The organism is Streptomyces sp. NPDC058955, from assembly GCF_042741435.1.
GTDB lineage: Bacteria > Actinomycetota > Actinomycetes > Streptomycetales > Streptomycetaceae > Streptomyces.
The window spans coordinates 15,310-28,288 of record NZ_JBHYKM010000029.1 but is presented as its reverse complement, the minus strand read 5'-3'; the positions used below and the strand labels follow the sequence as shown (position 1 = coordinate 28,288).

At 74.0% G+C, this 12,979-nt stretch carries 13 protein-coding genes and 1 pseudogene; 7 read left to right on the top strand and 7 right to left on the bottom strand.

The window, feature by feature from the left end:
* Positions 1-12: 12 nt before the first annotated feature.
* The 3 genes and pseudogenes from ACFW1I_RS14305 to ACFW1I_RS14295 form a co-directional block, all read right to left on the bottom strand.
* A complete protein-coding gene (locus tag ACFW1I_RS14305; RefSeq protein ID WP_384669661.1) occupies positions 13-1,143 on the bottom strand; it encodes a DUF3103 family protein in 1,131 nt (376 codons plus the stop codon).
* A gap of 230 nt (positions 1,144-1,373) precedes the next feature.
* Positions 1,374-1,805 (bottom strand): annotated as a pseudogene (locus ACFW1I_RS14300) (RNA polymerase subunit sigma-24); the annotation flags it as partial.
* An 11-nt stretch (positions 1,806-1,816) separates the two neighbouring features.
* Positions 1,817-2,272 (bottom strand): Lrp/AsnC family transcriptional regulator, encoded by a 456-nt coding sequence (locus tag ACFW1I_RS14295; RefSeq protein WP_384669660.1) that lies wholly within the window; start codon positions 2,270-2,272, stop codon positions 1,817-1,819.
* A gap of 115 nt (positions 2,273-2,387) precedes the next feature.
* Between ACFW1I_RS14295 and ACFW1I_RS14290 the strand changes: the two genes are divergently transcribed.
* Positions 2,388-3,014: a LysE family translocator gene (locus ACFW1I_RS14290; RefSeq protein WP_384669657.1), complete on the top strand. Its 627-nt coding sequence runs from the start codon at positions 2,388-2,390 to the stop codon at positions 3,012-3,014.
* A 44-nt stretch (positions 3,015-3,058) separates the two neighbouring features.
* Here the strand turns inward: ACFW1I_RS14290 and ACFW1I_RS14285 are convergent, their stop codons facing one another.
* Positions 3,059-3,973 carry an SMP-30/gluconolactonase/LRE family protein gene (locus ACFW1I_RS14285; protein WP_384669726.1) on the bottom strand — a complete coding sequence of 305 codons (915 nt, stop codon included), beginning with the start codon at positions 3,971-3,973 and terminating at the stop codon, positions 3,059-3,061.
* A gap of 136 nt (positions 3,974-4,109) precedes the next feature.
* Between ACFW1I_RS14285 and ACFW1I_RS14280 the strand changes: the two genes are divergently transcribed.
* Positions 4,110-4,562, top strand: coding sequence for an Lrp/AsnC family transcriptional regulator (locus ACFW1I_RS14280; protein ID WP_384669656.1), 453 nt, complete (start codon positions 4,110-4,112; stop codon positions 4,560-4,562).
* Positions 4,563-4,723: 161 nt separating this feature from the next.
* On the opposite strand, the gene ACFW1I_RS14275 is transcribed toward ACFW1I_RS14280, so the two are convergent.
* The gene (locus ACFW1I_RS14275; RefSeq protein WP_384669725.1) at positions 4,724-5,656 is read right to left on the bottom strand and encodes an NADP-dependent oxidoreductase; all 933 of its coding nucleotides are present in this window, start codon (positions 5,654-5,656) and stop codon (positions 4,724-4,726) included.
* Positions 5,657-5,784: 128 nt separating this feature from the next.
* Between ACFW1I_RS14275 and ACFW1I_RS14270 the strand changes: the two genes are divergently transcribed.
* The gene (locus ACFW1I_RS14270) at positions 5,785-6,741 is read left to right on the top strand and encodes a GlxA family transcriptional regulator (RefSeq protein ID WP_384669654.1); all 957 of its coding nucleotides are present in this window, start codon (positions 5,785-5,787) and stop codon (positions 6,739-6,741) included.
* Between the two features lie 149 nt (positions 6,742-6,890).
* Here ACFW1I_RS14270 and ACFW1I_RS14265 read toward each other — a convergent pair whose 3' ends face one another.
* On the bottom strand, positions 6,891-7,592 hold the full coding sequence (locus tag ACFW1I_RS14265) for a hypothetical protein (RefSeq protein WP_384669652.1): 702 nt from the start codon (positions 7,590-7,592) through the stop codon (positions 6,891-6,893).
* Positions 7,593-7,743: 151 nt separating this feature from the next.
* Between ACFW1I_RS14265 and ACFW1I_RS14260 the strand changes: the two genes are divergently transcribed.
* Positions 7,744-8,364, top strand: a complete 621-nt coding sequence (locus ACFW1I_RS14260) for an ArsR/SmtB family transcription factor (protein ID WP_384669651.1) — start codon at positions 7,744-7,746, stop codon at positions 8,362-8,364.
* Complete coding sequence (locus ACFW1I_RS14255) at positions 8,361-9,644, top strand: MFS transporter (RefSeq protein ID WP_384669650.1); 1,284 nt, start codon at positions 8,361-8,363, stop codon at positions 9,642-9,644. The genes ACFW1I_RS14260 and ACFW1I_RS14255 overlap by 4 nt, the downstream gene beginning before the upstream one ends.
* Positions 9,645-9,673: 29 nt before the next feature.
* On the opposite strand, the gene ACFW1I_RS14250 is transcribed toward ACFW1I_RS14255, so the two are convergent.
* Positions 9,674-10,195, bottom strand: a complete 522-nt coding sequence (locus ACFW1I_RS14250) for a GNAT family N-acetyltransferase (RefSeq protein WP_384669648.1) — start codon at positions 10,193-10,195, stop codon at positions 9,674-9,676.
* 109 nt (positions 10,196-10,304) lie between these two features.
* Here ACFW1I_RS14250 and ACFW1I_RS14245 point away from each other — a divergent pair, with 109 nt between their 5' ends.
* Together ACFW1I_RS14245 and ACFW1I_RS14240 are read left to right on the top strand one after the other, a co-directional pair.
* Positions 10,305-11,189 (top strand): DUF1963 domain-containing protein, encoded by an 885-nt coding sequence (locus tag ACFW1I_RS14245; RefSeq protein WP_384669646.1) that lies wholly within the window; start codon positions 10,305-10,307, stop codon positions 11,187-11,189.
* A 135-nt stretch (positions 11,190-11,324) separates the two neighbouring features.
* Positions 11,325-12,743: a protein kinase gene (locus ACFW1I_RS14240; RefSeq protein WP_384669645.1), complete on the top strand. Its 1,419-nt coding sequence runs from the start codon at positions 11,325-11,327 to the stop codon at positions 12,741-12,743.
* The last annotated feature ends 236 nt before the right edge of the window (positions 12,744-12,979 follow it).

Sequence of the window (12,979 nt, the reverse complement as noted above, 5' to 3'; positions counted from 1 at the left end):
GCGAGGCGGTCGTCAGAGCGCGGAGACCCAGTACCGGTCGAACGTGAACCGGCCGTTGGCGCCGGCCCCGTCGCGGGTGCCCGTCATCTCCCGGGCGAGCGTGTACCAGGCGTCCACGAAGTCGGCGTCGTCGGTCCAGAAGGAGGAGGGGATCGCGTCGATGACGGGGTCGACGAGCGGGATGTAGGCGCCGAGGTCGGCGATGGTCAGCAGGGCGGTGGCGATGGCCTTGGCCAGTGCCGAGTAGTTGGTGTCGCCGTCGTCCTCCATCATCACGGCGTCGGCCAGGTTGTACTTGTACAGCGACCAGTTCACCAGGATCTGGTTCGGGTAGTACGTGGTCCCCGCGTCGTCGAGGTACGGGTGGGTCACCGTGTCGACGCGGACCTTGCCGTCGAGTCCGAAGCCGCTGACGATGCTGAAGATCTCGGCATCGCCCTTGATCCAGGTCTCCTTGTCGTCGGAGAGCCGCACCGAGGTGATGCGGGAGGTCCAGAAGCCGGTGCTGCTCGTCGTCGCGGTCGTCGCGTTCGGGGTGCTCGCCGCGGCCGTGGTGACGCCGGCTGCGGCCAGCTCCCGCTCCAGGACCCGCATGCCGGCCTCGACCGCCTTCTCCCCGTCGACGCCGACGACGTACACCGGTACGTCGGGGGTCCGGGAGGCGTCCAGGGTGTGCGCCCGGCCGTGGGTGTCGTAGGCGGTGACGGCGGTGGCCTCGTCGTCGGACGGCTCGACGGCGACCAGCGGGGCCCGTCCGGAGTCCGTGGCACCGGTCAGCGTCACGGTGAGCAGCCCGCCCGTGCCGGCGGGCAGGCCCTTGGCCGTGACGACGGCACGGTCCGCGGCGGCGACGGTGGCGGCGAGCGACGCCGCGGCCCGGGTGCGGGAAGCCCCGGCCAGCGCCCCGAGGCCCGTCTCCGCCCCGCCCGCGACGGCCCGGCCCGCCTCGGCCCGCCAGGTGGAGTCGGCGAGCGAGCGGGCCAGCGCGCGGGCGGCGGTGTCCTCGGCGGCGGCCACCGGCGACACCTTGGCCGCACCGTTCGCGGCGGGCGTCGCCACGGCGGTGGCGGGCGCGGCGGCGACCAGGAGGCCGGTGAGGGCGAGGCCGCAGAGGGCCGTGCGGAGCTGCTTTCTGACGGACAAGACATCCTCCAGCGAAGTCGGACGGCCGCCCCCGGGGTGTCGGGGCACGCCGCGGACACCGGCCGCGGATGTGCGGCCGGTGCGAGGTGGTGCCGTGGTGGAGCGCGACCATGATGGGGCACGATCCGTCTACGCGTATAGACCGCATCAACGGCCAGGGAGGGCAAGGGCGTTGATGCGGACACCGGGCCAGGCGGGCAGCGGGGCGGGCGGCCGCCCGGGTGATCCCCTCAGTGCGTCCGGCGGGCGTTGAGCCGGGCGGCCCGGCGGGTCAGGTGGTCGCGCTCCGCGAGGTTCGGGGCCTGGTGCGCGGCCTCGGCGTACAGGCGCGCCGCCGTCGTCAGGTCGCCGTCGTGTTCGTGGAGGTACGCGGCCACCGCGGCGTACCGGGGCAGTGCCGGGTCCAGCTCCGCGAGTGCCGCCGGACCGGCGCGCGGTCCGTCGGCCTCGCCCACCGCGACCGCGCGGTTGAGCCGGACGACCGGGCTGTCCGTGAGGCCCGCGAGCTCCTCGTACCACTCGACGATCTGCACCCAGTCGGTCTCCTCGGCGGTCGGTGCGTCGGCGTGGAGCGCGGCGATGGCGGCCTGGGCCCGGAACTCGCCCAGCCGGTCGCGGGCGAGCGCCGCCCGCAGGATCCCGACGCCCTCGGCGATCAGCTCCGGGCGACGGGTCAGCTCTCCGGCAGTGGACGGTCGTCGATGACGTTCTTCATGACCAGCGTCGACGTCAGGCGCTGGACGCCGGGCAGTCGCGCGAGCCGTTGGTCGTAGAGCTGCTGGAACGCGGTCAGGTCGGTGGTGGCGACCCGCAGCAGATAGTCGGGTTCGCCGAAGAGGCGCTGTGCCTGGAGGACGTGGGGGACGGCGGCCACGGCGTCCTCGAAGGCCGTGACGGTGTCCGGGGTCTCCCAGCGCAGGGTGACGAAGACCAGGGCCTCGAAGTTCAGGCCGACGGCGGCGGGGTCGACCACGGCGCGGTAGCCGCGGATCGCGCCCTCGCGTTCGAGGTCGCGCAGCCGGCGGTGGCAGGGCGAGACGCTGAGCCGCACGCGGCCGGCCAGCTCGGTGATGGTCAGCCGGCCGTCGAGCTGCAGCTCGGTCAGAATCTTCCGGTCAAGTGCGTCCATGGAGAAGATTCTCCCTCGAACCCCGTGATCAAGGGGTAAAGACGCAAACATCTTCGGGTGAATCCCGCCTAGCCTTCCCTCCCGGAACAACAGGTGCGAGAAGGAACAAACGAACGTGGACACGACGACGCTGGCGGCCTTCCTGGCGGTGGACCTGCTCCTGGTGGTCACCCCGGGCGCCGACTGGGCGTACGCCATCTCCGCCGGTCTGCGCGACCGCTCGGTCGTCCCCGCGGTCGCGGGGCTGCTCACCGGCCACGCGGCGTACGCGCTGGTGGCCGTCGCCGGCCTCGCCGTGATCGTGGCGAGCTCCCCGGCCGCGCTCACCGCCCTGACCGTCGCGGGCGCCGGATACCTGCTGTGGCTCGGCTGGGGACTCCTGCGCCGGCCGGCCGCGGCGCCCGAGGTGGCGGGGCAGGGGGCGGACGCCTCCCCGCTGCGGGTCCTGCTCAAGGGGGCGGGGACCAGCGGCCTCAACCCCAAGGCGCTGCTGCTCTACTTCTCGCTGTTCCCGCAGTTCATCGACCCCGTGACCGGCTGGCCGGTCGCCGCGCAGACCGGGCTGCTCAGCACCGTGCACCTGACCGCGTGCGCCGTCGTCTACCTCGCCGTCGCCGTCGCCGTCCTGGCCCGCACGGTCCTCGGCTCCCGCCCCTCGGCCGCCCGCGCCGTCACCCGCGTCAGCGGAGCCATGATGATCGCCATCGGCGCCGTTCTGCTGCTGGAACGCCTGGCGGGCTGAGCGACCGGCCCCGCCCGGCCCCAGGGGGCAGGACCTGCGACCGCCTACAGCCAGGGCCGCCGCCCCGGTCCGGTCGGGTGCGTGCCGGTGACCGCCATGACCACCGAGTACAGGCTGGTCTCCGCGGCGATGAAGAGGCGGTTGCGCTTGGCGCCGCCCCACGAGATGTTGGCGACCGCCTCGGGCACGTTCAGCCGGCCGATCAGGGTGCCGTCGGGGTCGTAGCAGTGCACCCCGTCGTCCATCGCGGCGACCCACAGCCGGCCGCCCTCGTCGAAGCGGAGGTTGTCGAAGCGGGCCTTCTCGCGGGCCCCGGCCTCGGCGAAGACCTCGCCGTCCGACAGGGTGCCGTCGTCCCGCACGCCGAAGACCCAGATGCGGCCGGCGCGGGTGTCGGAGACGTACAGCTGCCGCTCGTCGGGCGAGAAGACCAGCCCGTTCGGCGCCCCGAAGCAGTCCGCGACCAGCCGCACCTCACCGGTGGCCGGATCGATCCGGTACACGTTGTTGGAGCCGATCTCGCTCTCCGCGCGGTACCCCTCGTAGTCGCTGGTGATGCCGAAGTCCGGGTCGGAGAACCAGACGGAGCCGTCGGACTTCACGGTCGCGTCGTTCGGGCTGTTGAGGCGCTTGCCCTGCCAGCGGTCGGCCAGCACGGTGACCGTGCCGTCGTGCTCGGTCCGCGTCACCCGGCGGTTGCCCTGCTCACAGGTGATCAGCCGGCCCTCGCGGTCGAGGGTGTCGCCGTTGGTGTGCCCCGCGGAGCGGCGGAAGACGGCGACCGAGCCGGTCTCCTCGTCCCACCGCAGCATCCGGTCGTTCGGGATGTCGCTCCAGACCACCTGGCGCCAGGCCGGCACATAGACCGGCCCCTCGGCCCAGCGGCAGCCGGTGTACAGGACCTCCAGCGCTTCGTCACCGTTCATGCACCGCCCGGTACGGAAGCGGTCGTCCAGCATCTCGTACCGCCCGGGGCGCTCGCCGCTCACAGGATCCACTCCTCAGGAAGTCCACCGTGCGCCGAAGGAGAATCGGCATGAGGTGAACATTGCAAGATGGGATATGGTCCCCGCAAGGAGATACCGAAGGAGAGTTGTGGATCATATCGATCGCGCGCTGCTGGCCCTGCTCCAGCAGGACGCCACCCAGCCCTACGCCGCGCTGGGCCAGGCCGTCGGACTGTCCGCGGGCGCCGCGCACGAGCGGGTGCGCAAGCTGCGCGAGCGCGGCGTCATCCGGCGCACCACGGTCGAGGTGGACCCGGCCGCCGTGGGCAGCGGCGTCCTGGCCTACGTGATGGTCGACTCGACGTCCTGGATGGGCGACTCGGCGCAGGACTTCGCCGCGCTCCCCGAGATCGTGGAGGCGCACATCATCGCCGGCAGCGCCTCGGTGCTGGTGAAGGTCAGAACCGCGACCACCGAACAACTGCAGGACGTGCTGCGCCGGATCTACGCCGTCGACGGGGTCAGCGGCACGCAGGCCACGGTGGTCCTGGAGACCTTCTTCGAACGGCCGCTCTCCCCGCTCACCGCCGACGGGACCTGATCCCTCCCGGGGCCGGGGCCCGCCGCGGCCCCGCCGCCGGGGAGGCGCGCGGGGCTACGGCGAGCGGGGCCACGACCGGCGAGCGGGCTGCGCGAGGGCGAGCGGGCCGCGGGACGGCCGGCGGGCTACGGCACGCGGGCGGGCTACGGCACGCGGGCGGGCTACGGGACGGTGAGCACGAGCTTGCCGGTCGTCCGGCCCGTCTCGCCGAGCGCATGCGCCTTCGCCGCCTCCGCGAGCGGGAAGACGGCCTCGACGTGCGCGCGGAGCGCGCCGGAGGCGACCAGGTCCGCGACGGCGTTCATGCCCGCGTGGTCCGCCTCGACGAGAAGGGTCTCGACGCGGACCCCGCGAGCGGCGGCCTTCGCGGCCTCCTCCGGATCCGCCCCCGGCAGGAGCGACACGAGCACACCGCCCGGGCGCAGCACGTCGAGCGAACGGGACCGGGTGTCGCCGGACAGGGGATCGAGCACCATGTCGACGTCCTGCACGACCTCGCGGAAGTCGGTGGTGCGGTAGTCGACGACCTCGTCCGCGCCGAGCGAGCGCACGACGTCGTGCTTGGCGGCGCTGGCGGTGCCGATCACGTACGCGCCACGGGCCTTGGCGATCTGCACGGCCAGGTGGCCGACCCCGCCCGCCGCCGCGTGGATCAGCACCCGCTGTCCGGAGCGGACCCCGGCCGTGTCGACGATCGCCTGGTACGCGGTGAGCGCGGCGAGCGGCAGCGCGCCCGCCTGGACGTGGTCGATGTCGGCCGGCTTGCGCGCGAAGGCGCGGGCGGGGCCCGTCACGTACTCGGCGTGGGAGCCGACGCCGTGCGGGTAGGGCAGCATCCCGAAGACCTCGTCGCCCGGCTTGAACAGGGTGACGCCGAAGCCGACGGCCTCGACGACGCCGGACACGTCCCAGCCGAGGACCAGCGGCATGCGGTTCAGGAAGATGCCGGCGGCGCGGTGCTTCCAGTCGGTCGGGTTCATCCCGGCGGCGCGCACGGCGACGAGGATCTCGCTCGGGCCGGGCGCGGGCCGGGGGAGGACGACCTCGTGGAGCACCTCGGGGGTGCCGAGGGAGTCCTGGCTGATGGCGCGCATCGTGGCGGCGGCGGCGGCGGGGGTGGTGGCGGTGGCGGTACTGGTGGTGTGCGTCATGGGCACCAGCCTCGCCGGGGACCCCGGGGTCGTACCATGGCATGAATGCCATCTTCCGACGGGATCGTGCCATGACCGCTCTCCATCGCGTCGTCGTCCTCGCCCTGGACGGGGTGTACCCCTTCGAACTCGGCCTCCCGAGCCGGATCTTCGGCACCCTCCAGGACCGCTACGAGGTCCTGACCTGCTCCGTCGACGGCGGCCCCGTCGACACGAACGCGGACTACTCGGTCACGGTGGGCCACGGGCCCGAGGTGCTCGCGACGGCGGACACGGTGCTGCTGCCGCCCTTCGACGTCTCCCGGCTCTCGCGCGAGCTGCCCCCGCGCGTGGGCGAGGCGCTCGCGACCGTACGGCCCGGGGCGCGGATCGTGTCGATCTGCACCGGCGCCTTCGTCCTGGCGGCCGCGGGGCTGCTCGACGGCCGGCCCGCCACCACCCACTGGGCCGTCGCCGACGTCTTCCGCTCCTGGTACCCGGACGTGGCCCTGGACCCGGACGTGCTCTTCGTGGACGACGGCGACGTCCTCACCTCGGCGGGCGCCGCCTCCGGCGTCGACGTCTGCCTCCACCTCGTACGCCGGGACCACGGCGCCGCGGTCGCCAACCACGTGGCCCGGGCCTGCGTCGTACCGCCGTGGCGGGACGGCGGCCAGGCCCAGTACATCGAGCACCCGGTGCCCCCGGCGGCCGGGCACGGCACCTCCGCCACCCGCCAGTGGGCGCTGGAGAACCTGCACGAACCCCTGACGCTGACGGAACTCGCCGGGCACGCCCGGATGAGCCTGCGCACCTTCGCCCGCCGGTTCACCGAGGAGGTCGGGACGAGCCCCGGCCGCTGGCTGATCCAGCAGCGCGTCTGCCGCGCCCGACACCTCCTGGAGACCACGGACCTCGCCGTGGACGACATCGCCGGCCAGGTCGGCTTCGCCACCGGCACCTCCCTCCGCGAACACCTGCACGCCGCCATCGGCGTCTCACCCCTCGCCTACCGGCGCACCTTCCGGGGCACCGCCGCGACGCGCTGACACCGGTGGGCAGGAGCGGGATCGCTCAGCATGACGGTGACGGTGACGGCGACGATGCCGGAACGCACGCGGTGCGCCACCTTCCTGACGGTCGGTCGGCCCGTCCGCCGCGTCCGATCGAAGGCCCGCCGGCCTGTGCGACCGCTTCATCACCGGCGCCCGGCAGGGGAGTGGACCTCCTCGTACCCCGTGGTGAGGGTCCAAACGAACAGGGTCCCCGGGCGCTCTCGCAACGCGGCGAGGGTGAGGTCGGCGGGGTCGGACACGCACGTGCGGAGGACCGTCCTGTGGCGGGGGCAGGGTTCCGGGAGTTTCGCCTTCGGGTCGTCGCCGGGAGCGTCCCAGGCCAACCGCTCACCTCCGGTGCGGGAGTTGATCGACGGCGGCCAGGTGTAGGGCGTCCCGGCGGTCCTGTTCGGGTAGTGCCGCAGCGTGCTGTCGATCGTGCTCGCGGACCACGCGACGGGGGCCGTCATCGCGCGGAGGTCCTCGAGGACCTGAGGCACGGGGCGGTCGACGACGAAGTAGAGGTGCAGCCGCATCACGCAGGTCATGGCGGGCTGCCTCGGCGCGTTCTGATCGAGAAGGTTCCTGCCGCCGCCCCGGGAGCAGACGTCCACCAGGCTCGTTCGCAGCGGCGGCCCCCACGGCGACCCCTCCTCGATCTCGGCCGCCCGCGCGCGCAGCCGCCGCTCGGCCAGTTCCCTGCTCCGCCGGACCTCGGCCGAGGTGGCGATCCTCCGGAGACGGCACCGGCCGGGTCCCCTGCGGCGGGACGCGATCGCCATGACGAGCAGCGTGAACAGGAACGAGGCGGCCTCGCCGGGTCGCCGTCGTAAGCGTGAGGTCATGACCCGAGTCTCCTACGAGCCCGCCGTCCTCGGCGAGCGCCCCGAACCGCGAAGGTCTGTCCGCGAAGATCTCTTCGCAAAGAGGTCTTCGCAAAGAGATCTTCGCGAAGAAGTCTTTGCGAAGAAGTCTTCGCCAACTACCGTGTGCCGCATGGGAGATGCCGAGAACAGGCCGGACCGTCCATCCGTCGTCGACCAGGACTCGGTCGTCCTGGACGCCAAGGGGCTGCGCGCCCTCGCGCACCCGATACGCGTGCAAGTGGTCGGGCTGCTGCGGAAGCACGGCCCCTCCACGGCCACCCGCCTCGCGGAGCGGCTGGGGGTGAACTCCGGCACGGCCAGCTACCACCTGCGGCAGCTCGGCGCGGCCGGCTTCGTCGAGGAGGACACCGAACGCGGCAACGCACGGGAACGCTGGTGGCGTTCGGTACACCGGACGATCTGGTTCGACGACCCGGAGCTGGCCGAACGGGAGCCCGAGGCCGCGCTGGCCTACCAGCAGTCCGTCGCCGCCCTCTACGCCCTGCGGACGCAGCAGACCCTGAACGGACTCCAGACCATGCCCCCCGCATGGCGCCACACCTTCGACCTGAGCGACTGGGCCCTGCGGCTCACGCCCGAGGAAACCGGCGAGCTGTACCGGGAGTTGGCGGCGGTCATCGCCCGCTACCGGCGCGACCTGCCGGAGACGGCGGCAAGCGCCCCCGAGGGGGCCGAGCGGGTCGCCGTGATCACACAGATCCTGCCCGAACTCGACGTGCCCGCGACATGACGACCGGCGGCGCACCCGGAAAGAGGTCCTTACGGCCCCTGGTCGGCGTCCTGGCCGCCATGACCGTCTCGCTCACCGGCACACGGATCTCCGTCGTGGCACTGCCGTGGTTCGTCCTCGTCACGACCGGCAGCGCCACCCGGACCGGACTCGTCGCCTTCTGCGAGATGGCGCCCTACGTGGTGGTCAAGGCGTTCACCGGGCCGCTGGTGGACCGGATCGGCCCCCGGGCCGTCTCCTGGACCACCGACCTGGCCAGCGCGACCGCCGCCGCGGCGGTCCCCCTGCTCCACGCCCTGGACCTGCTCACCTTCCCCGTACTCCTGGCCCTGGTCGCCGTCATCGGCGCGGCCCGAGGCCCCGGCGACCTGGCCAAGGAGGTGATGGTCCCCGAGGCGGCCGAGCGCGGCCGGGTGCCGCTGGAGCGGGCCACCGGCCTCGCCGGCGCGGTCGAGCGGCTCGCCTCCACCGTCGGCCTGGCGGTCGGCGGAGCCCTGGTGACACTGCTCGGCCCCCTGACCGGACTCGCCGTCAACGCGGCCTGCTTCGCCCTCGGTTCGGTGCTCGTCAGGCTCGCGCTGCCCCGCCGCACGGGCCGGACCGCCGACGAGCCGTCGTCACAGGCCGCGAGCACCGGCTACTGGCGTCGATTCGGCGAGGGCCTCGCCTACCTGCGCGGCGACCCGCTGCTGCTCACCGTCATCGTGATGCTCGGCGTCACCAACCTGCTGGACGCCGCGTTCGCCTCGGTGCTCGTCCCCGTCTGGGCCAGGGAGTCCGGTCACGGTCCGACCGCGATCGGCCTGGCGGGCGGCGTCATGGGGGCCGCGGCGGTCGGCGGGAGCCTGATCGCCGCCGTCCTCGCGCACCGGCTGCGGCGGCGGATGGTGGTGCTCGCCGGGTTCCTTCTCCTGGGGGCGCCGCGCTTCCTGATCCTCGCCGCCGACGCACCGCTCGGGGCGGTACTGGCCGTCTTCGCGGTCGGCGGATTCGGCGCCGGCTTCGTCAACCCCGTGCTCGGAGCCGTCCTCGTCGAGCGGGTGCCGCGCCGGATGCTGGGCCGGGTCAACGCGCTCGGCGACGCGCTGTCCTGGGCCGGCATCCCCCTCGGCGGGCTGATCGCCGGCGCGGCGGTGGCCGCCGCCGGACTCGTTCCGACGCTGCTCGCCTGCGGCGCCGCGTACTTCCTCACCACCAACCTGGCGGGCCTGCGGCCGGAATGGCGCGAGATGGACCGCACGCGCGGGCGGGGCGCCCGGAAACCGCGGGCGGCGACATGACGGAGGGCGCGGGCCCCGCCGGGCGGGCTTCAGAGGCTCTTGCGCAGGAGCACGCACATCGTCTCGTGGCGCCGGACCGACCCGTCGGGCGCCTCCTCGTCCCAGGCGTCCGGCTCGCGCCCGTACGCGCGGTAGCCCAGGCGCTCGTACAGGGCGCGCGCCCGGGGATTGTCCTCCTCCACCGCCAGCTCCGCCCTCCGCAGCCCACGGTCCCGGATCCGCTGCTCGGCCGCTCGGACGAGGAGACTCCCCAGGCCGCAGGACTGCAGCGCCGGCATCACGGCGAGCTGCCACAGCGTGCCGGCCCCCTCCGCGACCCGGTAGTCGACGCCGCCGATCGCCACGGGCAGATCCGCCGGAGTGCAGACCGCCAGGTAGTCCACCTCCCCGGCCGCGGCGCGCGCCAGCTCGTGCCCCACGTGCCGGACGTGGGTCGGCGAACCCGACCAGGCGCACGCCGGCAGGTCTCCGGGCAGGAGATCGCGCACGTGGACGGGCAGGGTGACGGCGGCCGTGGCGGAGTCGTCCTGAATGCTCACGCAAGGAAGCATGCGATCACCGCCTCGGCACGGCAACGCATTTGCCGGCGCCTGGGGCCAAAGGGCCCCGCGGACAGCGGTCCCCGGCTCGTTGTCGTACTCCCGTCCTAGAGTCGGTCGCATGTCCCGTCGCACACCCGCCCGCCCCGTCGACGTCGAGGCGCTCTTCCCCGAGCTGGCCCCCCTCCGCCGCGAGTCCGTACGTCTGCACCCGCGCCCCGGCACGCCCGGCCCCGCGGACAGCTCGGTCGGCGGACCCCTGATGTGGCCCGCCGCCGAGGCGTGGCCGGTGTGCGAGGAGGAGCACTACGACACCGACACCACGAGCCACCTCCAGCCCGCCACGCCCATGGTCCCCATCGTCCAGATCCGCCGCGCCGACGTCCCCGGCCTGCCCTTCCCCAAGGGCACGGACCTGCTGCAGGTGCTGTGGTGCCCGTACGCCCACGGCGAGTACTGCTACCCGCTGCCCCGGGTGCACTGGCGGGACTCCGCCGCCGTCGGCGCCGTGCGCCCGACCCCGGCGGCGGACGGCCTGCCCGAGGAGTGGTGCCCGTCTCCCTGCGTCGTGCACCCGGAGAAGGTGACCGAGTACCCGGGCGGCGACCTCTCCCGGGACGCGTACGACGCACTGGAGAGCCGCTTCGACGCGCTCCACGCCGAGACCGGCCTCCGGTACGAGCACCACCTGGCGGAGGCGCCCGGGATCAAGCTCGGCGGCTACCCGAGCTGGACCCAGGAACCGGTCTGGCCGGACTGCGAGGCGTGCGGCGACCGGATGGAGCACCTTCTGACCGTGGCCAGTTGGGAGTACGACGGCGCGTCCTGGCGCACGTGGCTCCCCGAGGAGGACCGGACGGGCGACGGCCGCGCCGTGGGCGGACCGCGGGACGACGGGGCCCACAACCCCGCCGGACTGGAGCTCGGGGACGCCGGAGGCGTGTACATATTCGAGTGCCGCACCTGCCCCGACCGATCGGTGGGCCACTGGTTCGACTGCCCCTGACCCTCGGGGTCCCGTTCGCACCGACGAGGCCCCGCAGGGGCAACTCGTGGGTGTGGTGGACCGGTTGTCGCCGCGGCACCTAGCCTGCTCCCTGGGCTCGCAGGAGTGACCGGGCCGGCCACAGGGGGAGGCGTCATGCGGGAGGGGTGGGCGGGGAGCGTGCGCCCGGGGGAGCGGATCGGGCCGTACACGGTGCTCGCCGAGCTGGCCAGCGGGGGCATGGGCCGCGTCTATCTGGCCCGCTCGCGCGGCGGCCGGACGGTCGCCGTCAAGACGCTGCTCACCTCCGACGACGGGATCGTCGACCCCGAGGACCGGCGCCGTTTCGCCCGCGAGGCGGCGCTCGCCCAGCGGGTGCACGGCCCCTTCACCGCCGGGATCGTGGCGGCCGACGCCGAGGCCCAGGTGCCCTGGATCGCCACCGAGTACATCCCCGCCCCGTCCCTGAGGGACCTCGTCGTCTCTCAAGGGCCCCTCCCCGCCGAGGCGCTGCCGTGGATCGCGGCCGGCACGGCCGAGGCGCTGATCGGCATCCACGCCGCCGGGCTCGTCCACCGGGACGTGAAGCCGTCCAACATCCTGCTGCCCGGCGACGGGCCCCGGGTGATCGACTTCGGCATCTCGCAGGCCGCCGACCTCACCCGTACCGGCACCGCGCTCGGCACGATCCCGTTCGCCGCCCCCGAGCAGGCGCGCGGCGAGCCGACCACCCCGGCGTCGGACGTCTTCTCCCTCGGCGCCACCTTCTTCTTCCTCGTCACCGGCCGCAGCCCGTACCGGGGCATGGGCGACGGCACGGCGATGGAGCAGTTGCTGCGGGCGGCCGAGGCCGACCTCGACCTGTCCGGGCTGCCCGACGGGGCGCGGGACCTGGTCCTGCCGTGCCTCGCCCCGGCCCCCGGCGACCGCCCCACCCCCGGCGCCCTGCTCGCCCTGATCGAGCCGGTGCTCGCCGCCCGGCCCCGGGCGCACGGGGCCGCCGACTGGCTGCCGGACGGCTGGTCCGACGCCATCGAGCGGCACCGGCGGCGACGCACCGAAGAGGCCGACGCGGCCCGGCGGCGCTTCGACCCCGAGGGCGCCACGGCCCGCACCCCACCGGTCGCCCCGGCGCGCACGCGACGGCTGCCGCGGCCGGCGCCGGTGCGGCAGCGGCGGCGCACCGGGCCGCTGCTGGGTGTGGCGGCGGTCGCGCTGCTGGCCGGCGGTGGCATCGTCTACCTGCTGAACGGGCGCGGCGAGACGCCCGATCCGGTGCGGCAGGACCTCAGGCTGGCGCTCGTGGAGCAGGCGGAGGCCGGGGCGTGCACGGACAGACTGGCGCCGCCGACCTTCTACGACGAGAAGGCGGCCACCTGTTACCGGATCTCCACGCGGGACGGCGACCGCATGAGCGTGAAGCAGCTGAAGCAGGTGCGCACCCAGTTCGACACCCAGTTCTCGGTCCAGGTGACCTTCCACGAGGAGGACGGGCGGCGGTTCACCGCGCTGACCGAGAAGGCGGCCGGCCGTCAGGCGCCGCAGAACCAGATCGCCATCGTCCTCGGTGACTGACTGATCAGTGCTCCGTCGGTCACCGCCGCCATCCCCGGCAACGAGATCCAGATCCGCGGCAGCTTCACGCGAAACGAGGCGGACGCGCTGGTCGAGGAGCTGGGCGGGTAGGCGCACTCGGCGTACCCGGCGTACCCGGCGTACCCGGCGTACCCGGCGTACCCGGCGTACCCGGCGTACCCGGCGTACCCGGCGTACCCGGCGTACCCGGCGCACCTGGCGCAGCGCGGCGCGGT